Source organism: Streptomyces sp. NPDC001941, from assembly GCF_040296945.1.
Classification (GTDB): Bacteria; Actinomycetota; Actinomycetes; order Streptomycetales; family Streptomycetaceae; genus Streptomyces.
In genome coordinates this window covers 13,319-36,858 of the sequence record NZ_JBEOYE010000068.1, presented here as the reverse complement: position 1 = coordinate 36,858, position 23,540 = coordinate 13,319, and the positions used below count along the sequence as shown (strand labels likewise).

The following is a 23,540-nucleotide window of genomic DNA, read 5'->3' as shown; positions in this document are numbered from 1 at the left end:
CTCACATCATCATGCGGAAGCGGGCGGCGTTGCCCTTGTCGGTGTCCTGGTAGCCGATCACGGACTCGTCGAGCAGGCGGGCGATCTGGCCCAGCGACTCGTTGAGCTTCGTCTGGTCCTTGGTGAGGCGGCTCTGGATCTCGGCGTAGGCGGTCTTGGCCTCACCGTCCCAGGCGCCGGCGACGCGGTTGACCTCGCGCATCAGGTCGCCCAGCTTGGTGTTGAGGTCCGTGGACGTCTTGCGGACGTCGATCGCCGCCTGGGTGACGGTGTCGTAGTTGACGGCAGTCGTCATGTCATCTGCTCCTGGTCGCGGAAGTTCAGCGGAAGGTCAGCGGTGGGCGTGGCGCGGGGCCGCGCTCAGGCCATGCCGAGGATGGCGCTCTGGCCACCGGCCGTGTCGTCCATCTGCCGGAAGGACCGGATCCGGTCGTCCTCCTGCTGCGTGAAGCCGTCGGCGCTCATCCGCATGATCTCCTCGAGCTTGACCAGCTCGACGCGCATGCTGCGCAGGCGCAGGTTCAGCTCGTTCTGCACCCGGTCGTACTCCTTGCTGGCAGCGCCCTGCCAGCCCGCCTGGATGCGGTCCACCACGCTGTTCAGGGAGGTGACGCGCGCCTGCAGTTCGTCGTGGAAGCCCTGGATCCGATTCGCCAGATCAGTCTGGTCGGAACTGGTTACATTCAGGTCTTTCTTCGACATCTTGCCCCTTCTTCCTTTGCGGCGGACGGAAGGACTGCTTCGCCGCCCCCGTGAATGATCACTCCCGTGATCCCGCCGGTCACTCTAGTCACTAGATACGACAGTTCCAACTGCAAAGCAGGCGGAGCTCATTGGCCCCGGGCACGCCCGCCGTCCCTCAGCACGACGGCCGTCCCGGCCACCACGGCGACCAGGACCGCGCCGATCCCGACGGCGTACGTCGCGTACCGCTCGTGCCGCTCCTGGGCCGTCTCCGACAGCGCCAGGTGCGCCGGTTCGGGTGCCTCGGCCCGGGCCGGGGCCCGGTCGGGGCGGGGTGCGTCCGGCGGTCCCGCGTCGCCGTCGAGCGCCCGCACCGGGTCGACGACGCCCCAGCCCACGTAGTCGTCGTGGCCGTTGACGCTGCGCTCGGCCGTCTGCTCGATCTGCGCCACCACCTGACGCGCCGTCCACTTCGGGTACTTGGCGCGCAGCAGCGCGGCCACCCCGGAGACGTACGGCGCCGAGAAGCTGGTGCCGTTGTCCGTGCACTGGCCGCCGCCGGGCACCGTGGAGACGATGTCCACGCCGGGCGCGGCCACCCCGACGAAGGTGCCCGCCTGGGAGAACGCGGCCCGCTCGTTGTTGCGGTCCGAGGACGCCACCGCGAGCACCCCGTCGAAGGCCGCCGGGTAGGTGTTCTTCAGCTTGCCGTCCATGCCGTCGTTGCCCGCCGAGGCGACCACCACGACGTCCGCCGCGACCGCCCTGGCCACCGCGCGCCCCAGGTCCGAGGAGGCGGACAGCGGCTGCGTGGTGTCCTGCGAGATGTTGATGACCCGGGCCTTCTGCGCGATCGCGTGGTCGATCGCGGTGGCCATGGAGTCCGACTTGCCGCTGTTCTTCTCGTCGTTCTGGCGCACCGGCACGATCGTCGCCTCGGGCGCGAGCCCGACGAAGCCGGTGCCCTTGCGCGGCCGGGCGGCGATGATCCCGGCGACCTTGGTGCCGTGCCCGACCAGGTCGACGGTGCCGTCGGTCTTCCCGCGCTGCGGGTCGCCGCCCTCCTTGTCGGGCTTGAGCAGGTCCTTGCCGGCCTTGGCGTCCACCGCGTCCTTCAGCTGCGGGTTGACGTCGTCGACCCCGGTGTCGATCACCGCGACCCGCACGCCCTTGCCCTTGGTGTCCTGCCACAGCTCGTCCAGCAGGACGCGCTGCAGCGGCCAGGGGATCCCCTGGATCTGCTCCTTCATCGGGAAGGTGCACTCACCGCTGCCGTCCAGGCCCACCGGGGCCGGCCGCCCGGCCGCCACCGCGGTGCCCGGCAGCGCGGTCAGCGCCGTCAGGGCCGCGGCGCCGAGCAGCGCCGCCGTGGCACGGGCGCGCATCACGAACCCTGCGGCTGTCGGGCGGCGTTGGTGTCCAGGCGCGGGCCCTTGGAGAGGAACTCCGACCAGGTCTTGGGCACCAGGGCCGGCGTCACCTTCTCGTAGCCGAGCCGGATCTGCGCCTGGCTGGGCTCGGGGCGGCCGTCCTGCTGCTCGCCCCGGTCGCCGGCGCCGATGTCGGAACGGGCCGCGTCGCTGTCGCCGTTGGCCTGCACCGCGTAGCGCAGGCCGGTGTCGGTCACCAGGAACAGCGAGCCGTCCGGCTGCGTCTGGCGGCCCTGCACCTGGGTGTAGAGCAGCCCGCTGCCCGGGGTGACGTAGGTGCTGGTGCCGCCCGCGGTGATCTCCGCCGGGTACGCGGAGCCCGCCCAGGTCGACACGGTGGCCCGGCCCTTGTCGTCCACCGAGCGCAGCACGCTGCACACGGTGTCCCTGGTCCCCTCGCCGCCGGTCGAGTTGACCTGCACGGCCTTCTCCTCCGGCCAGCGGTACCCGGCACCGAAGACCCCGGAGTCCGGGGTGAAGGAGGCGGCGTCGACCGTGGTGGGCTCGCCGTTCATGTTGAGCTTGCTGGTGGCCGGGGAGTTGATCAGCAGCCAGGCGGTGAAGTCGGACACCGGCTGGACCTTGCCCGGCAGCACGACGTACTGCTGCATGCCCGTACCGGTCTGCGCCTGCAGGACCATGCCGACCCGGTCCTCGGTGCGGCTCAGGCCGTCGCCCGCGCCCGCCGCCGCGCCGACCGTGCCGGGCAGCGCGGGGAAGCCCACCGGGCTGCCGTCGTGCAGGGTGGCCAGCCAGTCGTCGGTGACGGCCTGCGGCTCCTTGTTCAGCCCGACCAGCGCGTTGGTCAGCAGGATCGCGTCCCGGCCGGAGCCGCCGACCGCGTACTTGGTGCCGCCCGCGTCGACCAGGAAGCGGGAGCCGTCCTGCCCCTTGACGTACATCACCTGGCCGCCGGTCAGCCGGTTCTTCCCCTCGGTGCGCCCGAAGTCGCGGTCGGCGAGGACGAACGCGGCCTTCTGCACGCTGGCGCCCTTGCCGCCGCCGGGCTGCTCGCACACCGCCCAGCGCTTGGCCGTCCCGGCCTCCTTCTCGCCCGGCAGCCGGTCGGGGGCGTACGGGATGCCGAGGATCGGGCCGCGCGGCGGCTTGCCGGAGTCCAGCAGGGAGTCGCTGACCTGGATCACCTTGAACTTCTGCGGGTCGAGCAGCAGCCGTGCCGAGGCCAGGTTGAGCACCGGGTGCAGCAGGGTCCTGCGGTCCTTGCCGGTGCCGGTGTCGAGCACCACGTAGCGGGTGGTGGAGTCCTTGCCGACGATCACCATGGCGCCGGGCTCGTTCCACCCCTTGGGCGCGTTGGGCTTGAACATGCCCCAGGCCCCGAAGCCCGCGAGCACCAGGGCGGCGACGATCACGCTGGGCAGTACGGCGCGCAGCGGACGCGGGGCGCCCTCCTCCGTACCGCTCGGAGAGGGTTGGAGAAAAGCGGCCACCGTGCGTTTCTTCGCAAAGGTGTACGCGTTGAGCTCGTCCCGCCGTGAAGCCATGAGTCCCCATCTTCGTCTGGCACAGTCGCGCGCGGGGACGGGGGCATGGCGGCTCCCCGGGCCCCGGCCCTCGGACCGGCCCCCTACTATGCCTGCTGTCCGCGGGCGGTGACGGGGCGGGTAGGGTGATCCAGCCGCCAATGCCCTGGCGGGCCAGGGTGATCGGGACGAATTGGGGGAATTCTCCATCATGGCTTCCGCCACGCGCACACGGCGCGCGGCCGCCGTCCGCCCGGCCGCGCCGGCCGCCGGTGACGACCGGTCGACGACCGCGCAGGGGTCCTTCGCACCCCGCCCGAAGGCACGTCCGGGAAGTTTCGGATCGTTCCGATTGCAACAACTCGTCCTGATCGAGGTGGCCGTCGCGCTGCTGCTCACGGCCTGGGTGGTGCAGCCGCTGCTGCTGGTCCCGGCCGGGGCCGTCTCCGTACTGCTCGTGCTGCTCGCCGTGGTGCGCAGGCACCGCCGCTCGCTGCCCGAGTGGCTCGCCACCGTCCTGGCCCTGCGCGCCCGCACCCGCCGCGCCGCCTCGCTGACCGTGCCCGCCGGTACGGAGCCGGGCCTCGCCCCGGTCGTGGAGTGCGACCCTGCGCTGCGCACCTACACCCACGGCGACCGCGACCGCCGCCCCGTCGGCATGATCGGCGACGGCACGTTCCTGACGGCCGTGGTCCGGGTGGAGTCCGAGGGCACCGCGCTGCGCCCCGAGCGCACCGCGCGCCCGCTGCCGCTGTCGCTGGTCCGGGACGTCCTGGAGGTCGACGGGATCCGCCTGGAGTCCGCGCAGGTCGTCCAGCACACCCAGCCCGCCCCCGCGCCGCACCTGCCCGAGCAGTCGGTGGCCGCCCGCAACTACGCGCCGCTGCAGGCCCGCACCGGCTCGCCCGCGCTCCGCGTCACCTGGGTCGCGCTCAAGCTCGACCCCGAGCTGTGCCCGGAGGCGGTCACCGCGCGCGGCGGCGGCCTCAAGGGCGCCCAGAAGTGCGTGGCCCGCGTCGCCGACCAGCTGGCCAGCCGGCTCGCCGGGGCCGGGTTCGGCGCCACCGTGCTCACCGAGCAGGAGCTCACCCAGGCGTTCGCCACCTCCACCTGCGCCAGCCCGATGGCCATAGCGCAGGCGGGCCGGGCACAGGCCCCGGTGCGGCGCACCGAGGAGACCTCGCGCACCTGGCGGGTGGACGACCGCCGGCACACCACCTACTGGGTGGGCCGCTGGCCGCAGCTGGGCGGGGGCGGCGCCGCGCTGCCGCAGCTGGTGGCGCTGCTCACCTCGCTGCCCGCGCTGGCCACGACCTTCAGCCTGACGCTGGGCGGCGACCGCCAGGAGGTCACCCTCACGGGCCACGTGCGCATCACCGGGCGCAGCGACGAGGAACTGCTGGCCGCCCGGCACGAGCTGGAGCGCGCCGCCCGCGGCGTGCGCACCGGCCTGGTCCGGCTGGACCGCGAGCAGCTGCCCGGCATGCTCGCCACGCTTCCGCTCGGGGGGACCCGCTGATGTCCGTGCCCGCCTCCCCCGCCGCGCCGGTGCCCACCGGGCGCCGCGGCCGCCCGCGCGTCGGCTTCGGCCTGATCGGCCCGCGCCGCGACCGGCACGCGCTCGCCCCGGAGCAGCTCGACGCGCTGGCCCTGCCGGTCGGCGACGACGGCGTGGTCATCGGCGTCGACGCGCACAGCGTGCCCGCGGTGCTCGGCATCAACCGCCCCACCCCGTACGAGGTGACGCTGATCGGCGGCCTGTGGACCGCCCAGGTGCTGGCCCTGCGGGCCGCCGCGACCGGCGCCCGGGTGGCCGTGGAGACCGGCCGGTCCCCGGCCTGGACGGCGCTGGCCCGGGCGGCGGGCGGCGGCCAGCCGTGCGTCACGCTGCACGACGTGGGCCGGGTGCCGCCGCAGGGCGCCTCGGCGGTCAGCCCGGTGGTGGTGATCCGCGACTGCGGGATGCGCCCGCCGCGCGGCCGGGTGGTCTCCGGCGCCTGGCAGTCGGTCGTCACCCTGCTGCCGTTCCTCAGCCCGGTCGCGCCGCGCCTGATGGAGAAGTCCGCCCTGGTGGGCGTCCAGCGGGTGTCGCCGGACGAGGCCGCGCAGATCGGCCGGATCATGAACCTCCCCGGCTCCGAGGTGGAGGCGCTCTCCACGCTCGCCGACGGCGTGACCCTGTGGTGCACGCCGCGGGACCGGCAGTTCGTGATGACCCAGGCGACCGACGCCGAGACCGGATTGTTGGGGAGCGCCCGCCGGATGGACTGAGGCTCCGCGCGGCCTTGGAATACGTACGCCTATGTACGTTTTTGACCCCTCGGGCGCCTCACTCTGTGGCGTAGGCACGTCACTTGGGGATGCCGCGTGACGTACGGGACAGCCGTTGGGGGATGAGCGGCCCTGCCGTATTGACACACCTGACGATTAGGGTGGGTGAGGCGCTCCAAGAACCTCTCGGCAGGTGCGGGGCGTCCCATGGGGGAGAGTGTTCGACCAATCCAGGAGGCAACGTGAACAGCGATCGGGGCGAGATCCGCGGGGGCTGGAACCAGCCTCCCGTCGACGATCAGTCCGACGCGGATCCCGCCGACGTGACGGGTGAGTTCACCATCGACTACACGCCGCCCGCCTGGTACACGCAGAACGCCCCGGGGGGCGCGGGTACGGGTGCGGCGCCCGGCGCCTCCGGCGGTTTCACCCCGCCCCCGCCGCCGCAGGGCGCGGCCCCCGTGGCCGTGCCCGGGCTGCCCGCGGGCAGCGGCTTCGAGCCCAACTGGGCCCCCGCGCCGCCCCAGCCGGGCCCCGCGGCCCCGCTGCCGGTGCCGCCGCAGGCCCCCGGCCCGGTGGCCCCCCAGGCCCCCGCGCCCGTGGCGCCGCAGCCGCCCGCGCCCGTCTCCCCCGCGCCCGTGTCCGCCGCGGACCAGCAGGGCGCGGCTGCGGAGTCCGGGCAGCCGTTCGGCGGCGGGGACGTGGAGAGCGGGGCCACCATGCGGTTCTCGCCCGCGGCCCTGAAGCGCGAGATGGCCGAGATCGCGGAGCGCGAGGCGGCCGCGAAGGCGGAAGCGGAGGCCGAGGCCGCCGCGCAGGCGGAGGAGGCCGTCGTACGGTCCGCCGCCGAGCCCGCCGCCGAGCCGGAGGACGCCCCCGCGCCGGACGGTACGGACGCCATCGCGCCCGGTGCCGACGCGGACGCGGACGAGGAGCCCGCGGACGAGGAGCGGGACGGTACGCCGCAGGACGCCCGGGAGACCGACGCGGACGCGGACGCTGTGGCGAACACCGAAGCCGGTGACGAGGAGGACTCCGGGCAGGCGGTGCGCGCGGACGCGGACGACGACTCCGGCGCCGAGGACGCGCCGGTGCGCGACGCGGTGCCCGCTGACGCTCCCCCGGCCGACGCCGTCCCGCAGGACGCGCCGCCCGCGCAGTCCTGGAACCCGCCGCCCGCCGCCCCGGCGCAGGACGGTCCCGGACTGCCGCCGCTGCCGCCCGCGTTCCAGCCCGCCGCACCGGCGCCCGCGCCCCAGTGGCCCGCGCCGCAGCAGTCCGCCGACCAGTCGGCGCCGCCGCCCGCGCTGCCCGCCCCGCTGCCGCCGCAGGCCCCCGCGCCCCTGGCGGCCGAGGGCCAGGGCCACGGCTTCCCGCTCCCGGCGCACCAGCAGCCCGCGCCGCAGCAGCCCCAGCCTCCCCACCAGCAGCACCCGCACCAGCAGCCCGCGCACCCGCAGTCGGCCCCCGCGCCCGGTTTCCCCGCGCCGCAGGGCGGTTACGGCTTCCCGCACCCGGCCGCCGCCGACCAGGGGCAGCCGGTGCCCGCGCCCGCGACGCCGAACCTGCCCGCGCCGCTGCCCCGGCAGACCGGGCCGCAGGCGCCCGACTCCCCGGCGCCGCAGGGCGGTTACGGGTTCCCGCACCCGGCGCAGCAGCAGCCCGCGCCCGATTCCCCCGCCCCGCAGGGCGGTTACGGGTTCCCGCAGCCGGGTCAGCCCGGCCAGCCGCAGCCGCCCGCCGGTCCGGTGGACCCCAGGGCCGGGGCCTCCTGGCCCTCGGCGGTCACCCACGACCAGCGCGAGCGGTCCGTGCCGGGGGCGCCGCTGGGCTACACGGCGGCCGTCGAGCTGTCCTCCGACCGGCTGCTGCGGGGCGGCAAGCAGAAGGCCAAGTCCAGCCGGAACCCGGGCGGGGCCGCGCGCTTCAAGTTCGGCAGCAAGAAGGAGGAGGCCGAGCGGCAGCGCAAGCTGGAGCTGATCCGCACGCCGGTGCTCTCCTGCTACCGGATCGCGGTCATCTCCCTCAAGGGCGGCGTGGGCAAGACGACCACGACGACCGCGCTGGGCTCGACGCTGGCCACCGAGCGGCAGGACAAGATCCTGGCGATCGACGCCAACCCGGACGCCGGCACGCTCGGCCGCCGGGTGCGCCGCGAGACCGGGGCCACCATCCGGGACCTGGTCCAGGCGATCCCGTACCTCAACTCGTACATGGACATCCGCCGGTTCACCTCGCAGGCGCCCTCCGGTCTGGAGATCATCGCCAACGACGTGGACCCGGCCGTGTCGACGACGTTCAACGACGAGGACTACCGGCGCGCGATCGACGTGCTGGGCAAGCAGTACCCGATCATCCTGACCGACTCGGGCACCGGCCTGCTCTACAGCGCGATGCGCGGCGTGCTGGACCTCGCCGACCAGCTGATCATCATCTCCACCCCGTCCGTGGACGGCGCCTCCAGCGCCTCCACGACGCTGGACTGGCTGTCGGCGCACGGGTACGCGGAGCTGGTGCAGCGCTCCATCACGGTCATCTCCGGGGTCCGCGAGACCGGGAAGACGATCAAGGTGGACGACATCGTCCAGCACTTCGAGACGCGCTGCCGCGGCGTGGTCGTGGTGCCGTTCGACGAGCACCTGGCGGCCGGCGCCGAGGTCGACCTGGACATGATGCGGCCCAAGACCCGCGAGGCGTACTTCCACCTCTCGGCGATGGTGGCCGAGGACTTCGCCCGCGCCCAGCAGGCGCAGGGCCTGTGGACCGGGCACGGCCAGGGCGCCATGCCGCCGCACATGGCCCCGCCGATGCCGGGCCAGCAGCAGGTGCCGGGGCAGCAGCCGTACCCGGGCCAGCAGGCGCAGCCGTACCCCGGGCAGGCCGGGCCGGGTCAGCCGGTGCCGGGACAGCAGCCCGTGCCCCAGCAGCCGGCGCCGGGACAGCCGTTCGCCGCGCAGCAGCAGCCCCAGCCGCACCAGGGCGAGCAGCCCGGCTTCCCGCAGGGCTGGCAGCAGCAGCCGGCGCCGCCGTACCCGGGACCGGCCGGGCGGCCCGCGGGAGGCGAGAACCAGCCGTTCGCGGGGCAGCCGTACCCCGGTCAGCAGCCCGCACCGGGGCAGCCCCCGGCCGCCTGGCAGCAGGAGCCGCAGCAGCCGTACCCGCCGTACCCGGGCCAGCCCGGGCAGCAGGGGCAGCCCCCGCAGGCCCACCCCGGTTTCCCCGGGCAGCCCCCGGCGGCCTGGCAGCAGCAGCCCCAGCCGGTGCCCGGCCAGCCGCAGCCGCCGCAGCTCCCGCCGCACCAGCCGGGACAGCCCGGACACCCGGCGCAGCCCGAAAATGACGCTCCGTCAGAACTTCAGGGCCCGGTGCCCCCCGCCGGCTGGGGCCAGCAGCCCCCGCAGGCACCGCCAACCCCTCAGCAGTAGGGCTTCAGCGGACTAGACCAATGAGGGCCCGTACCACCGCGGTGGTACGGGCCCTCTTGGCGTTCCCGCAGCCCATGGCTGGTTTGAACCGTCGTTGACACGTCTAGACCACTCTTGGTAAACCATCGCTTCACCACTGGCGCCCCAAGATCCACGAAGACGACGCGAGGTCGACGTTCCATGGAAGCAACGGCACCACCCCGCACCGCACCCCGCTCCACCGCCGCCCGCGCGCTGCGGCTGCTGACGGCCGCCGCCGTCGCGGCCACCGCGCTCGCGGCCGTCCCGCAGCAGCCCGCGCACGCCGAGGACGGCAAGAAGGTCCTCACCGTCGCGGTCTCGCAGAGCGTCGACTCGCTGAGCCCGTTCCTGGCGCAGAAGCTGGTCTCCACCACGGTCCACCGGCTCACCTACGAGTACCTGACGAACTACGACGTCAAGGACGCGCACCCGGTCCCCGGGTTCGCCACGTCCTGGAAGTCCTCGGCGGACAAGCTCACCTGGACGTACACGATCCGGGACGACTCCAGGTGGTCCGACGGGAAGCCGGCCACCGCCGAGGACGCGGCCTGGACCTTCACCAAGATGATGACCGACCGCAACGCGGCCACCGCCAACGGCAGCTTCACCGCCAACTTCAGGAAGGTCAGCGCGCCCGACCCGCGCACCCTCGTCATCGAGCTGAAGAAGCCGCAGGCCACGATGACCGCGCTGGACGTGCCGATCGTGCCCAAGCACGTCTGGGAGAAGGTCACCGACTTCTCCAAGTTCAACAACGACCAGCGGTTCCCGGTCGTCGGCAACGGCCCGTTCGTGCTCACCGACTTCAAGGTCGACCAGTACCTCAAGCTCAAGCCCAACAAGGACTTCTGGCGCGGGGCGCCCAAGTTCGACGAGCTGGTGCTCAAGTACTACAAGGACGCCGACGCCGCGGTGGCCGCCCTGCAGAAGGGCGAGGTCTCCTTCGTCCAGGGGCTGACCCCCGCCCAGGCGAACGCCCTGAAGAGCACCCCCGACATCAAGGTCAACGACGCGCCCGGGCGCCGCTTCTTCGCCCTGGCGGTCAACCCGGGGGCCGCCGCGCAGGACGGCCGGAAGTTCGGCAGCGGCAACCCCGCGCTCCTGGACCCGGCCGTGCGCAAGGCCCTGTTCCTGGCCGTGGACCGCAAGACCATCGTGGACAAGGTGTTCCAGGGCCACGCGGCCCAGGGCGAGGGCTACGTCCCGCCACGCTTCTCCGCGTACCACTGGAAGCCCTCCGGCGCCCAGGAGCTGGCGTACGACCCCGCGAAGGCGGCGGGCCTGCTCGACCAGGCCGGGTACAGGGCGGGCGCCGACGGCAAGCGCGCCAAGGACGGCAAGCCGCTGGACCTGCGCATCCTGTGCCACGCCACCGACCCCAACGACAAGGCGGTCGGCAAGTACCTCCAGGAGTGGTGGGGCAAGCTCGGCGTCGGCCTGAAGGTCGAGTGCCTGGACAACGTCTCCGACCCCTGGCTCAAGGGCGACTACGACCTGGCCTTCGACGGCTGGTCGGTCAACCCCGACCCCGACTTCGTGCTGTCCATCCACACCTGCGCGGCCCGGCCCGCCACCCCGAAGGACACCGCCTCCACCGACAACTTCATCTGCGACAAGGAGTACGACGAGCTGTACGCCCGCCAAGCGGTGGAGTACGACCCCGCCAAGCGGGCGGACCTGGTCAAGCAGCTGCAGTCCCGGCTGTACGACACCGGGTACATGAACGTCATGGCGTACCCCAACGCGGTCGAGGCGTACCGCACCGACCAGATCAAGTCCATCACCACCATGCCCGAGGCCGCCGGGAACCTGTGGGGCCAGGACGGCTACTGGAGCTGGTGGTCGGCCGTGCCCGCGGACGGCGGGGGCTCCTCCTCGGGCTCCGGCTCCTCCTCCGGCGTACTGATCGGCATCGGCGCGGCCGTGGTCGCCCTCGCCGCGCTCGGCCTGTTCGCCGCGGTGCGCCGCCGCTCCTCCGCCGACGACCGCGAGTAGCCGGTGACCACGGCAAGCACTCCCGCCGAGGCGGTGCGGCCCCCCGGGGTCCGCGCCGCCCGCGGCGGCTCCGGCACCACGGTCGCGTACCTGCGCTACGGGGCGGGCAAGCTGGGCGGCGCCGCCGTCTCGCTGCTCGCCGTCCTCGTCACCAGCTTCTTCCTCTTCCGGATCATCCCCGGCGACCCGGTCCGGGCGATGACCCACGGCATGCCCACCTCGGCCGAGCAACTGGCGACCCTGCGCGCCCAGTTCGGCCTCGACCAGCCGCTGTGGCAGCAGTTCACCGACTACTGCGCGCACGCGCTCCGCGGCGACCTGGGCACCTCGTACCAGTTCCACGCCCCGGTGGGCGAGCTGATCGCGCAGAAGGTCCCCGCGACGCTGCTGCTCACCGGCACCGCCGTGGTCCTGTACTCCGCGCTCGGACTGTGGCTGGGCACCCGCTCCGCCTGGCGGCACGGCGGGCTCGGCGACCGGATCAACACCGGAATCGCGCTCACCCTGTGGTCGGTGCCGTCCTTCTGGCTCGGCCTGCTGCTGATCATCGTCTTCTCGGTGGGCCTGGGGCCGGTCCCCGGGCTCTTCCCCACCGGCGGCATGGAGGACGGCCACTCCACCGGCTTCGCGCACGTCCTGGACGTCGTCCACCACATGGTGCTGCCGGTCCTCACCCTGGTCGCCGTCGGGTACGCGCAGACGCTGCTGGTCACCCGCTCCGCGCTGCTCGACGAGATGGGCAACGACTACCTGACCACCGCCCGCGCCAAGGGCCTGCGCGACGACCTGGTGCGCCGCAGGCACGCGGTGCCCAACGCGCTGCTGCCGACCGTGACCATGGTCTTCATCAACCTCGGCCACGTGCTGGGCGGTTCGATCCTGGTCGAGACGGTCTTCTCCTGGCCCGGCCTGGGCGGGCTGTTCTACCAGGCGCTCAGCGTGCCCGACCTGCCGCTGGTGCAGGGCCTGTTCGTCGTCTTCGCCGGAGCCATGATCCTGATGAACCTGATCGCCGACCTGCTCTACCCGCTGCTCGACCCCCGGGTGGGCCGATGACGACCTCGCTCGCGGCCCGGCGCAGGCGCGCCGCGCTGGTGCGCTTCTGGCAGCACTACCGCTCCCACCGGGCCGGGCTCTACGGCCTGCTCGGCCTGGCCGCGATCGCCCTGGTCGCGCTCGCCGCGCCGCTGCTCGTGGGCGCCGACGCGGACAGCGTCACCCGCGCCCCGGGCACCGCCCTGGAACCGCCCAGCGCGCGGTTCCCGCTGGGCACCGACCAGTTCGGCCGCTCACTGCTCGCCCTGCTGGTCTGGGGCGCCCGGGTCTCCCTGCTCGTCGGCCTGCTCGCGGCCGCGCTCTCGGTGGCCATCGGCACCCTGGTGGGCATCCTCGCCGGGCACTACGGCGGCTGGTTCGCCACCGTCGTCATGCGGATCACCGACTGGTTCCTGGTGATGCCGACGCTGGTGCTCGCGATCGTGCTGGCCACCGTGATGTCCCGCTCGATGTGGACGGTGGTGCTGGCGATCGGCGTCACCTCCTGGCCCACCACGGCCCGGCTGGTGCGGGCCCAGACGATCGCCGTGGAGTCCCGTCCGTACATCGAGCGGGCCCGGGCGCTCGGCGGCGGCGACGCGCACGTGATGACGCGCCACGTGCTGCCCAACGTGCTGCCGCTGGTGCTCGCCCAGACCACGCTCGGCATCTCCACCGCGATCCTCACCGAGGCGACCCTGGCCTTCCTCGGCCTGGGCGACCCGACGGTGGTCTCCTGGGGCGGCATGCTCCAGGACGCCCGCGAGGCGGGCGCCGTCTCCTCGGGCCACTGGTGGTACCTGGCGCCGCCCGGGATCGCGATCGCGCTGGTGGCGCTCGCGTTCACGCTGTGCGGGCGCGCCGTGGAGAGCGTCCTCAACCCGAAGCTGGGGGTGGCCCGATGAGCCTGCTGGAGGTCAGGGACCTGAAGGTGACGTACGGGACGGGGGCCGCGGCCGTGCCCGCCGTGCGCGGTGTCGACCTGAGCCTGGCGGCCGGGCAGAAGCTCGGCGTGGCGGGCGAGTCCGGCTGCGGCAAGTCCACCCTCGCGCTGGCCCTGCTGCGGCTGCTGCCGCCCACCGCGCGCATCGAGGGCGAGGTCCTGCTGGAGGGCGAGGACGTGCTGTCGATGCGCTGGGGGCGGCTGCGCGCGGTGCGCTGGGCCGGTGCCTCGCTGGTCTTCCAGGGCGCCATGCACTCGCTGAACGCGGTGCACCGGGTGGGCGAGCAGATCGCCGAGCCGATGCTGGTGCACTCCACGGCCACCCCGGCCGCCGCCCGCAGGCGCACCGGGGAGCTGCTCGAACAGGTCGGCCTGCCGGCCGCGCGGGCGGGCGCCTACCCGCACGAGCTGTCCGGCGGCCAGCGCCAGCGCGTGATGATCGCGATGGCGCTGGCCTGCGACCCTCGGCTGATCGTCGCCGACGAGCCGACCACCGCGCTGGACGTGATGGTCCAGGCGCAGATCCTGCGGCTGATCGAGCGGCTGGTGGCCGAGCAGGACATCGGCCTGCTGATGATCAGCCACGACCTGTCGGTGCTCGCCGACACCTGCGACCGGCTCGCGGTGATGTACGCGGGCCGGATCGTCGAGGAGGGCCCGGCCCGCACCGTGCACGAGCGGGCCCAGCACCCCTACGCCCGGGCCCTGTCCGGGGCCTTCCCGCGCATCGGCGACCCCGCCTCCCGGCGCGCCCCGCGCGGCCTGCCCGGCGACCCGCCCGACCCGGCGGCGCTGCCCGGCGGCTGCCCGTTCCACCCGCGCTGCCCGGTCGCCCTGGACGTCTGCGCGGACCAGGACCCGCAGCCGCGGCTGACCGGCCCCGAGGCGGACCGCCACCGCGCGGCCTGCGTGCACGCGGGCCTTCCCGTACCGAACTCCAGGAGCGGCGCATGACCGAGGACATCGGGGACCTCCCGCAGGCCCTGCTCGCGGCGCGCGGGCTGCGCGTCGACTTCCCCGGGCGGCGCGGCGGCCCGTCGGCCCGCGCGGTGGACGGCGTCGACCTGACCGTCGCCGCGGGCGAGATCACCGCCCTGGTCGGCGAGTCGGGGTGCGGCAAGACGACGCTGGCGCGGGCCCTGCTGGGCCTGGTCCGGCCGACCGGGGGCGAGGTCCGCTTCGGCGGCGAGCCGCTCGCGTACACCTCCCGGGCCCTCAAGGCGTACCGCAAGCGCGTGCAGCTGGTGCTCCAGGACCCCAGCGGGTCGCTCAACCCCCGGCACACGGTGTACGACGCCGTGGCCGAGGGCCTGCGGGTGCACGGCTACCGGGGCGACGAGCGCGAGGCGGTCGCGGGCGCCCTGGCCCGGGCCGGGCTGCGGCCGCCCGAGCGGTTCTTCCTGCGCTACCCGCACGAGCTGTCCGGCGGGCAGCGCCAGCGCGTGGTGATCGCGGGCGCACTGGTCCTGGAGCCGGAGCTGATCGTCGCGGACGAGCCGGTCGCCTCGCTGGACGCCTCGGTGCGCGGCGAGATCCTGGCGCTGCTGCTGCGGCTGCGCGACGAGCTGGGCCTGGCCGCGCTGGTGGTCACCCACGACCTGGGCCTGGCGTGGAACATCGCGGACCGGGTGGCGGTGATGTACCTGGGCCGGATCGTGGAGAGCGGCACCGTCGAGGAGGTCCTGACGAATCCTCAGCACCCTTACACCCAGGCCATGTTGTCGGTCCTTCCGGAGTCGCCCGGGGAGCCGGTGGTGCTGGGCGGCGAGCCGCCGGACCCGTCCCGCGTGCCCCCCGGCTGCCGCTTCCACGCCCGCTGCCAGGTGCTGGCGTCGGGCGAGGCGGAGCGGGCCGGGGTGGCCGGGGACTGCCGCACCAAGGACCTGCCGGTGCTGGCCGCCGGGGTGCGCGGGGCGGCCTGCCACTGGGCGGCGGTGCGGGCGCCCACCGGGTGATCACCGCCGGGTGACCGCCACGGGGTGATCACTGGCGGGTGACCGCTACGGGGTGATCACCCTGACGTGGTGGTAGGTCTGCTTCGGGTCGGACGTCAGCTGCACCAGCGCGAGCGTCTTGTCGGTCGGGTCGCCGGAGTCCTGGCCGAACCGGATCGTCCCGGTCAGGCCGGCCACCGCGTCCGTGTCGCTCAGCTGGAGCAGCATGTTGATGACGCTCTCCGGGGTCACCCGGCTCTTGCCGTCGCCGGCCGCGTCCCGGATGGCACTGCCCGCGGTGAGCAGCGCGTCGTGGCCGAGCATGGCCAGGCCGTTCTGCAGCTCCTGCTCGCCGCCGAACGCCTTGCGGTAGTCCGCGACGAAGGAGCTGGTGAGCGGGATCATCGCCGGGTGCGCCATCGCGGTGTTGAGCACCGTCACCCCGCTGGCCTTCCAGCGCCGGTCGAACAGGTCGCGGGCGGCGCGCTCGGTGTCCAGCGGGATGTCGTAGAACATGCCGATCGCGTCGTCCCCGGTCAGCAGCGTGACCGGGCAGACGCGGCCGCCGGCCTGGGCCGCCTCGATGAAGGTGCGCAGCTCCCGGCCGCGCGCGGCGAAGAACACCGCCTGCGGCTTCACCTGCTGGTCGCACACCTTGTCGGCGATGGAGGCCATGGCGTTCTCCACGCCGTCGGTGCCCGACTCGAAGGGGAACTCGCGGCTGTCCCGGGCCAGTCCGAGCCGGTCGGCGGCCTTCACGAACCCGTCGTACAGCGAACGGGCGTAGATGTTGGAGGCGTTGCGGTCCTTGATGATCTGCACCCGCTGCCCCGGCCGCTGGCCCCCCTTGAGGTACTTCGCCGCGGCGGACGCCTCCTGCGCGTTGGGCGGCACGATGCGGAAGAAGCCCGCCACCGCGGGGTCGCTGAGGCTGTCCGCCGTCACGGTGGAGCCGATCATCGGCATCCGGGCCGCGCGCAGCGCCCCCACGGCGGCCAGCGTGGTGTCCAGGCTCTGCCCGAGCCCGGCCACCGCCACCACGCGGTCGTCGCCGCCGCGCATGTCCAGGATCCGCTTCACCAGCGGCTGCCACTGGGCGGCGCCCGCGCCGGGGCTGGCGAGCAGCAGCCGGATCTGCGGGACGTCGCCCTCGCCGCCCTCGCGGTGGGAGTTGAGGGCGCGCTGGGCGAGGTAGGCGCCCTCCAGCTCCTCGCGGACGCTGTCCTTGCCCTTGTCGTCGGGGCCGAAGGTGAGCGGCTGGAGGTAGGCGACGGAGACCCAGGGCTTGCCGGAGTCCTTCACGTCCTTGTTCGCCTTCGCGATCTTGCCGCTGATCCCGGCGAGCGCCGGGTCGAAGACGTAGCGGCCGTCGGTGACGCCGACGCACTCGTCCTTGGGGCCCTCCTTGCGCACCCCCTCCCCGCACACGTCGGCGCGGTCCAGGAAGTACGGCACCCCCACCGCGGCCCCCGCCACCAGCACCAGAGCGAGGAGCGCGAGCAGCCAGGCGGGCCTGCGCCGCCGGGGCGGCCGGTAGTCGTCGTCGTTCACCACCAGGGCTTCCTCCTGTACTGCTCCGCCTTCTGCAGGAACACGAACTGGTCGCGCGGATCGTCCACCAGGCCGTGCAGGTTGAGGAACTGGGCGCTGATGTCCGGGTAGAGCTGCGCGAAGGGGTCGCACAGCGGATTGCGGTACGGGTCGCCCACCCGGTCCGTCGCCGGGTCGTCGCGCGGCTCGGCGCTGATCCAGCTGGCCGCGAGCAGCCGCACCACCGCCTTCTCGCGCTCCTCGCGCACCGCGTGGGAGCGCAGCACCGGCCGCACCATCGCGTCGTACATGGCGCGCGGCGCGCCCACGAAGGCGCCGCCCGGGGTGCGCACCGGCGCCCGGCGGATCCGGCACAGGTCCGCGCACCAGGCCCGCGCGCCGCCCTCGCGCATGCTGGCGTAGAGCCAGGCGGCGGCCGACTCCAGGTCCCCGGCGGCCAGTTGGTGGTAGGCCACCAGCCACTCCTCGCCGGGCCTGCTGCGGGCGCGGGCGGCCAGCGCGCCGTGCGCGGCGTCCCAGTCGCCGCCGGGCGTGCGCTCGCGGGCCAGCGAGCGCAGCAGCAGGAAGCGCAGCAGCGGGTGCAGCGGGCCCAGGCCCCGGGCCTCCCCGGCCACCGCGTCCGGTCCGCCCGTCCCGGCCCCCACGTACTGGGTGCGCAGCACGTCGGAGGAGAAGTCGGTGAACGCCGAGCGCAGCGCGGTGCCCGGGTGGCCGACGAACCCCTCGGCCGCGGCGGCCTGCCCCAGGTCCACGGCGGCCGAGGCGCGCATCAGCGCGTCGGCCAGCTCGGGGGCGAGGCCACCGGGCAGCAGTCGGGCCAGCAGGTCCTCGGCGAGGGTGCCGGGCGGCTCGAAGAGGCTGCGCAGCCGCTCCTCCCAGGGCGTGTCGGGCGCGTATCGGCCCAGCGCGTCCAGCACGGCGGCGGTCCCGGCGCTGTGGCCGCCGGTCAGCTCCTGGGCCAGCCAGCCCAGCCAGCGCTCGCTGTCCTCCACCGGCGGCAGCACGACCGCCGCGCCCACGCCGGGCCCGGGCGGCGGCAGCGCGTCCTCGGCCCGCCGGGTCACCTCGTCGCGGTCCAGGTCGCGCAGCAGGCCCACGGCGAGCCCGCCGACCCGCACGGGCGCGAACTGGCGCGGCTGCGGCCAGCTGGCCAGGTAGCCGCCGATGGGCCGGCCCTGCTCCTCGCGGCGAGCCAGCGCGTCGGGGCGGGCCCGGGCGGTGGCGACGACGAGCAGCGGATCGGGCAGCCCGGTGCGCTCGCGGGCCTCCAGGAGCCCTTCCAGGAAGGCGCTGCCGAGCGGGCCGTCGACGTTGTCGAGGAAGACGGCGCAGCGGGTGGTGCGGCGCCGGTTGCCGCCCCGGCTGGTGTAGGCGAGGCGCAGGTCGGCGAGGAACGCGTCGAAGAGGACCTGCTCGGCCTGCTGGCGCTCGCGGTCGGTGCCGTGCTCGTTGTAGTGCCGGTGCAGGCCGACCAGGAAGTCGGCGGTGGAGCGCGAACCGGCGCCCTCGCGCAGCCGGTTGAGCCGCAGCCGGGTGCGCAGCCGCCCCCAGCCGCGCTCCCAGGTGGGCAGCAGCCGCAGCGCCGCCGAGACCCAGCTGGGCACCGCCAGGGCGTTGGCGACGCTGTCCAGGGTCTCCTCCAGGAAGCGCTGGAAGCCCGGCGAGCCGGTGCCCTCGGCCAGGCCCTCGCGCATCTGGTGCACGGCCCGCTCCCGGTCGGCCGCGTCCACCCGCAGCCCGACCGCGATCAGCAGCAGGCCGAAGGAGGGGAAGTCGACGCGCGGTATGCCCTGCTTCTGCGCGTTCAGGCCGAAGGCGACCTCGGCGAGGACCTCGAGGACCCGGCTGCTGCGCCGGCCGCGCAGCTCCAGGTCCAGATGGGCGACGGGCACCCGGCGGGCCCAGTGCGCGAGGTGGTCCAGGAGCACGGTCTTGCCGCTGCCGCGGGCGCCGAGCAGCAGGGTGACGGGCACGTCGACGCGCGTGCCCGGGGCGCGGTCGAGCCGCTCCCTGACGAACTCCCGCACCGCGACGTCGCGGTGGGACGCCCTCGCTGTCTCCCCCGGCACAGCACCCCCCGAAGCCCACTGCCGGAAAACCGGTAGCACCACTCACAAGGATGCGTGAAATACCCCGTCCCGCAAGCGGATTGGGTCATCCATGGAGCGGTCGTGGACCGGATCCGGCCGTGTGTGCGGGGCGGGGGTCAGCGGTTGTCGTACGCCTCGGTCAGCTCGCGGCAGCGCTTGACGTCGTCCGCCATGGCCTCCAGCAGCGCCTCGATGGAGTCGAACTTCGCCATGCCGCGCACGAACGCGAGGAAGTCGACGCTCACGTGCAGCCCGTACAGGTCCAGGCCGACGCGGTCGATGGCGTACGCCTCGACGGTGCGGCTGGTGCCGTCGAACGTGGGGTTGGTGCCGACCGAGATCGCGGCGGGCATCCGCTCGCCGTCGGCGGTCAGCCAGCCCGCGTACACGCCGTCGGCGGGGATCGCGGTGTGCGCCAGGGTCTCCACGTTGGCGGTGGGGAAGCCCAGTTCGCGGCCGCGCTGCGCGCCGCGCACCACCACGCCCTCGACCCGGTGCGGGCGGCCCAGGATCTCGGCGGCGCCCGCCATGTCGCCCTCGGCGACGAGGCGGCGGGTGAGGGTGGAGGAGAACGGCTCGCCGCCGCCCGCCTCGCCGCTCACCGAGAGGTCGATGACCTCGACCTCGTAGTCGTAGGTGGCGCCCAGCTCGGACAGGAAGGCGACGTTGCCCGCGGCCCGGTGGCCGAAGCGGAAGTTGGGGCCCTCGATGACGGCCCGCGCGTGCAGCTTGTCGACGAGGACCTTCACGATGAAGTCCGCCGGGGACAGCTGGGAGAACTCCGCGGTGAAGGGCAGCACCAGGACGGCGTCCACGCCGAGCCCGGCCATCAGCTCCGCGCGCCGGTGGTGCGGGGCGAGCAGCGGCGGGTGGCTGCCGGGGCGCACCACCTCGCTGGGGTGCGGGTCGAAGGTGACGACGACCGCGGGGACGCCCAGCTCGCGGGCGCGCTCCACGGCCCGCCCGACGATCAGCTGGTGACCGCGGTGCACGCCGTCGTAGGACCCGATGGTGACGACGCTGCGTCCCCAGTCCTCGGGGATGTCCTCCAAGCCACGCCAGCGCTGCACTGTGTCCGCTCCTCGAACCGTTTCCCTGGTTTTCCGTCTGCCTGCTTACGCAGGTCTAAGACTGCCATGCCCGCGCCCGGCCGCTCGCATCGGCATGGGGGTGACGAGCGTCTCGACGGTCCGCCGCGCGCCCGGGCCGACCAGCGCGGCCCACTCCTGGGGCGCCAGGTCCAGCCAGCGCAGCAGCAGCGCGGCGAACGCGGGCAGCTCCCCGGCCAGCTCCACCAGGCGCCGGTCGAAGCAGCCGGCGCCCTCCGGGGTGCGCACGAGCAGCACCCCGGTGCGGTGCACCAGGTCGCGGGTGCGGGCCTCGGCGCGCCGCTCACAGCCCAGCGCGGCGGCCCGCAGCAGCGCGTCCAGGACCGCCAGGTCCCGCGACTCGTACTGCTCGTGCTCCAGGAGTACGTCGAGCAGCTCGGCCCGCAGCGGCCGCGAGGCGCGCGTGCCGGGCGCCGCGAGGACCGGGGCCAGCGACCGCCGCACCTCCACCGGACTGCCCCGCAGCAGCCCAGTGACCAGCGGGAAGAGCACGGCGCGGGCGGACGGGCCGTGTTCGAGGCGGCGGTCGACGTAGCCGGCGGCGTGCTCGGCGCCCTCCGGGCACACCTCGACGTACTCGCGCACCAGCGCCGCCGCCCGCCGGGCCAGCGCGGGCGTGCGCACCTCGGCGAGGGCGTCCAGGACCTGCGCCCCGGCCGCGCGCGACACCCGCAGCCGGGCGTGGAAGGCGGCGAGCACCGGCTCGGGGTGGGTGGTGAGCGCGGCGGCCAGCGCGGTGGCGGGCACCTCGCCGGTGCGCAGCCCGGCCAGGGCGCGGGGCAGGTGGCGCGAGCGGGTGGCCGGGTCGCGCACCAGCAGGGCCAGGGCGGGGCCGTGCAGGGCCGGGTCGCCGGGCCGGGACAGCAGCGCCAGGGCCGCGTAGCGCAGCAGCTCCCGGTCGGCGTCGGTGGTGACGTGCCGGGCGACCAGCGGGCCGTACGCGGCGGCGGCGACCCGGCGCTCGGGGCGGCCGTCGTCGTGCGCCCAGCGGTCCACGGCCCGGCACAGCGCGGACGGCTCGTCCTCGGCGAGCGCGGCGAGCAGTTCGTCGGCGCGCGGGTGCGCGGTGGCCACCAGCGCCTCGCACAGGTCGTCCACCGCCAGGCCCCTGCGGGCGTACAGCAGCGCCTGCGCGGCGGCGGCGACCGTGGCGTCGGGCGTCGCGGGCAGCGGCCGGGCGTCGCCGAACCAGCGGCACAGCAGCGGCTGCACCCCGCGCGGCGCCCCGGCGAGCAGCTCGGCCACCAGGTCCAGGTAGCGCGGCCCCTCCCCCTCGCCGGGCGCGGCGTCCGCGGGCACCAGGCGGCGCAGCAGGTCGAGGCGGTCGTCCTCGCCCAGGCGCAGCTCCCGCCAGAACCACGGGCCGAACGGGCGGTAGGGCCCCGGCTCGGGGCCGCGCACCGCGACCCGGTCGGCGAGCAGCCGTAGCACCGGCAGCTGGGTGCGCGGCTCGGGCAGCCGCAGCAGTGTCCCGCCGAGCAGCCGGGCACCCCACCAGGCCGCGTCGTCGCACCGGTCGTGCAGCCGGTCCAGGCCCTCCACCAGGCCGGTCAGCCGGCGCGCCAGGGCGGACGGGCCGCTCTCGCGCTCCAGGAGCAGCAGGGCCTGCAGGACGGGCCCGACCCGGTGCCGGGGCACCGGCAGGGCGCCCCGCCCCGCGCCGTCCCCGCCCGGCGCCGCGTGGGCACCCGGGGGCGGCGGCACGTGCCCGCCGGCCGGGCGGGGCGCGCCGGGCCGGGAGGGCAGCCGCACCGGGGCGCCCTCGTGCCAGCGGTGCACCAGCGCGTGCAGGGCCGCGTCCAGGTCCAGGTGGGCGCCCTGCACCCAGTCGGCCAGCTCCTCGTGCGCGAACCGGTAGCCGGTGCCGGCCGGGACCAGCAGGCCCTCGGTGAGCACGGCCGGGGCCCAGCCGGTGCGCCAGGGGAAGACCTCCTCGAAGGACTCCCGGTCCAGTTCGCCCTGGCCGGGCCCCAGGCAGCGGCGGGCCGCCTCGTGGACCTGCCCGGCCACCCGGGCGGCGAGGCGGCGCACCGCGGTGCCGCGCACGGCGGGCCGGGAGGCGGCCGCGACCCGTACCGCCACCCGCAGGCACACCAGGTCCAGGTGCGCGGCGAACACCTCCTCGCGGGTGGGCCTGCCCGGCACCCGCTCCGGCAGCGCCTCGCGCACCTCGGCCAGCAGCCGCAGCGCCAGCGGGTGGCGGGCGTCCGCCCGGGCCAGGGCGTCCTCGGGCAGCCCGTAGCGCGCGCGGGCCCGCTCCGCGGCGTCCGCGGGCAGGTCGCCGACGGCCAGCGCGGGCGGCAGCCGGGGCGCCCCGCGCCCGGGCCGGTGCAGTACGTCGGCGGGGTAGAGGGCCCCGGCCTGCTCCCAGTGCTCGGGGCGGCAGGCCACCACCAGCTTCGCCCCGCAGGCCCGCAGCCAGCGCTCGGTCCCGGCGGTCCAGGACGGCAGCCGGTGGGCCAGCACCGGCGGCATCTCCTCGGGCCCGTCGAGCAGGACCAGCAGCGGGCGCCCGGCCTGCCGAGCGAGCCGGGCGACCCGCTCGGGCCCGGCGTACGCCATGTCGCCGCGCGCCCCGGAGGCGGCGATGATCCGGCCCGCCTGGCCGAGCGCCCGGGCCACCGCGCAGGCCAGCGAGGCGTCGGCGGGGCGCAGGTCGGCCCCGCGCAGCCAGAGGGTCGGGGCGGGGGCGGGGCCCCGGGCGCGGCGGGCGGCCAGCGCGGTCAGTTCGGTGGTGCGGCCGGTGCCGGGTTCCCCGGCGAGCGCGCAGACCAGTGCCCCGGATCCGGTGAAGGAGGCGAACTCCCGGGCCGTGTCGGGCCGTTCGACCGGATCGGGCCAGGGGCTCGGACCGCCGACGGCGCCGGTGGTGGTGGCGGTGAGCTCCAGGACGCCGGCCAGGTTGAGGTCCTCGCCGTAGGCGGGCACGGTCGCGGCGTTGTGCCGCAGGAGCTCGGCGAGCGGCCCGTCCGGGTCCCGGGCGGCCGCGGCGGCCAGCGGGACGGCGAAGCCCGCCGCGTGCCGGTCGCCGTGGAAGGCGGTGCCGAGGACCGCGATGACGGCTCCGGTGGCGGCGTCCACGACGGGGCCGCCGGCCGCGTCGCCGCCGAGGCGCAGCGCCTCCGCCCCGTCGGTGCCGATCGCCAGCTCCAGGGCGTCGGGCAGCAGGTGGAAGCGGTCGGTGGCGGTGTAGGTCACCTGGGCGGGCCCGAGCACCCGCGCCTCGCGCCAGCCGCGGGCGGGCAGCCGTACGTACGCCCCGGCGGCCACCTCGGTGCGCGCCGCCACCGGCAGCGCCCGGCCGCCCAGGCCCTCGGTGCGCACCAGCGCGAGCCCGCAGCCGGGCAGCGCGGTGACCGCGTCGGCCCCGGCCAGGCAGGTGCGCTCGCCCGGCGCGTGCAGCACCACCCGGGCCAGCCCGTCCACCGCCTCGTGGCTGGTGAGGACCGTGCCCCGGTCGTCCGCGAGGAAGCCGGTGCCGCGCGGCCGCCCCGCGAGATCGCAGATCCGCACCAGCGTCGTCCGGTCCCCGCGTCCCATGACTCGACGGTAGGTCGGCGCTGATCAG

General features: G+C 75.2%; 16 protein-coding genes. 8 read left to right on the top strand and 8 right to left on the bottom strand.

The annotated features are described in order from the left end of the window. Window position 1 precedes the first annotated feature (1 nt). From ABT160_RS33685 to eccB, 4 genes are all read right to left on the bottom strand, one after another. Complete coding sequence (locus ABT160_RS33685; protein ID WP_351651752.1) at window positions 2-295, bottom strand: WXG100 family type VII secretion target; 294 nt, start codon at window positions 293-295, stop codon at window positions 2-4. Between the two features lie 65 nt (window positions 296-360). After that, window positions 361-702, bottom strand: coding sequence for a WXG100 family type VII secretion target (locus tag ABT160_RS33680; RefSeq protein ID WP_351651751.1), 342 nt, complete (start codon window positions 700-702; stop codon window positions 361-363). A gap of 128 nt (window positions 703-830) precedes the next feature. Then, on the bottom strand, window positions 831-2,069 hold the full coding sequence (gene mycP, locus ABT160_RS33675; protein ID WP_351651750.1) for a type VII secretion-associated serine protease mycosin: 1,239 nt from the start codon (window positions 2,067-2,069) through the stop codon (window positions 831-833). Next, window positions 2,069-3,619 (bottom strand): type VII secretion protein EccB, encoded by a 1,551-nt coding sequence (gene eccB / locus ABT160_RS33670; RefSeq protein WP_351651749.1) that lies wholly within the window; start codon window positions 3,617-3,619, stop codon window positions 2,069-2,071. Before eccB ends, mycP begins: the two co-directional genes overlap by 1 nt. A 190-nt stretch (window positions 3,620-3,809) precedes the next feature. On the opposite strand from eccB, the gene eccE reads away from it, so the two are divergent. The 8 genes from eccE to ABT160_RS33630 all read left to right on the top strand — a co-directional run bounded on the left by eccE (window position 3,810) and on the right by ABT160_RS33630 (window position 15,243). Then, window positions 3,810-5,117: a type VII secretion protein EccE gene (gene eccE / locus ABT160_RS33665; protein WP_351651748.1), complete on the top strand. Its 1,308-nt coding sequence runs from the start codon at window positions 3,810-3,812 to the stop codon at window positions 5,115-5,117. Further along, window positions 5,117-5,869, top strand: a complete 753-nt coding sequence (locus tag ABT160_RS33660; protein WP_351651747.1) for a hypothetical protein — start codon at window positions 5,117-5,119, stop codon at window positions 5,867-5,869. The genes eccE and ABT160_RS33660 overlap by 1 nt, the downstream gene beginning before the upstream one ends. 242 nt (window positions 5,870-6,111) lie before the next feature. Continuing rightward, window positions 6,112-9,294 (top strand): SCO5717 family growth-regulating ATPase, encoded by a 3,183-nt coding sequence (locus ABT160_RS33655; RefSeq protein ID WP_351651746.1) that lies wholly within the window; start codon window positions 6,112-6,114, stop codon window positions 9,292-9,294. A 180-nt stretch (window positions 9,295-9,474) separates the two neighbouring features. Beyond that, entirely contained in the window at window positions 9,475-11,310 is a 1,836-nt protein-coding gene (locus ABT160_RS33650; RefSeq protein ID WP_351651745.1) for an ABC transporter substrate-binding protein, read from the top strand. A gap of 3 nt (window positions 11,311-11,313) precedes the next feature. After that, entirely contained in the window at window positions 11,314-12,366 is a 1,053-nt protein-coding gene (locus ABT160_RS33645; protein WP_502984348.1) for an ABC transporter permease, read from the top strand. Then, complete coding sequence (locus ABT160_RS33640; protein ID WP_351651744.1) at window positions 12,363-13,250, top strand: ABC transporter permease; 888 nt, start codon at window positions 12,363-12,365, stop codon at window positions 13,248-13,250. The genes ABT160_RS33645 and ABT160_RS33640 overlap by 4 nt, the downstream gene beginning before the upstream one ends. After that, window positions 13,247-14,242 (top strand): ABC transporter ATP-binding protein, encoded by a 996-nt coding sequence (locus ABT160_RS33635; protein WP_351651743.1) that lies wholly within the window; start codon window positions 13,247-13,249, stop codon window positions 14,240-14,242. Before ABT160_RS33640 ends, ABT160_RS33635 begins: the two co-directional genes overlap by 4 nt. Continuing rightward, window positions 14,239-15,243 carry an ABC transporter ATP-binding protein gene (locus ABT160_RS33630; RefSeq protein WP_351651742.1) on the top strand — a complete coding sequence of 335 codons (1,005 nt, stop codon included), beginning with the start codon at window positions 14,239-14,241 and terminating at the stop codon, window positions 15,241-15,243. Before ABT160_RS33635 ends, ABT160_RS33630 begins: the two co-directional genes overlap by 4 nt. Before the next feature lie 45 nt (window positions 15,244-15,288). Here the strand turns inward: ABT160_RS33630 and ABT160_RS33625 are convergent, their stop codons facing one another. The 4 genes from ABT160_RS33625 to ABT160_RS33610 all read right to left on the bottom strand — a co-directional run bounded on the left by ABT160_RS33625 (window position 15,289) and on the right by ABT160_RS33610 (window position 23,512). Then, complete coding sequence (locus ABT160_RS33625) at window positions 15,289-16,776, bottom strand: type 1 periplasmic-binding domain-containing protein (protein ID WP_351651741.1); 1,488 nt, start codon at window positions 16,774-16,776, stop codon at window positions 15,289-15,291. Continuing rightward, window positions 16,770-18,842, bottom strand: a complete 2,073-nt coding sequence (locus tag ABT160_RS33620) for an ATP-binding protein (protein ID WP_351651740.1) — start codon at window positions 18,840-18,842, stop codon at window positions 16,770-16,772. Before ABT160_RS33620 ends, ABT160_RS33625 begins: the two co-directional genes overlap by 7 nt. Window positions 18,843-18,979: 137 nt before the next feature. After that, window positions 18,980-19,933, bottom strand: a complete 954-nt coding sequence (locus tag ABT160_RS33615) for a bifunctional riboflavin kinase/FAD synthetase (protein WP_351651739.1) — start codon at window positions 19,931-19,933, stop codon at window positions 18,980-18,982. A gap of 45 nt (window positions 19,934-19,978) precedes the next feature. After that, entirely contained in the window at window positions 19,979-23,512 is a 3,534-nt protein-coding gene (locus tag ABT160_RS33610) for a S1C family serine protease (RefSeq protein WP_351651738.1), read from the bottom strand. Window positions 23,513-23,540 lie beyond the last annotated feature (28 nt).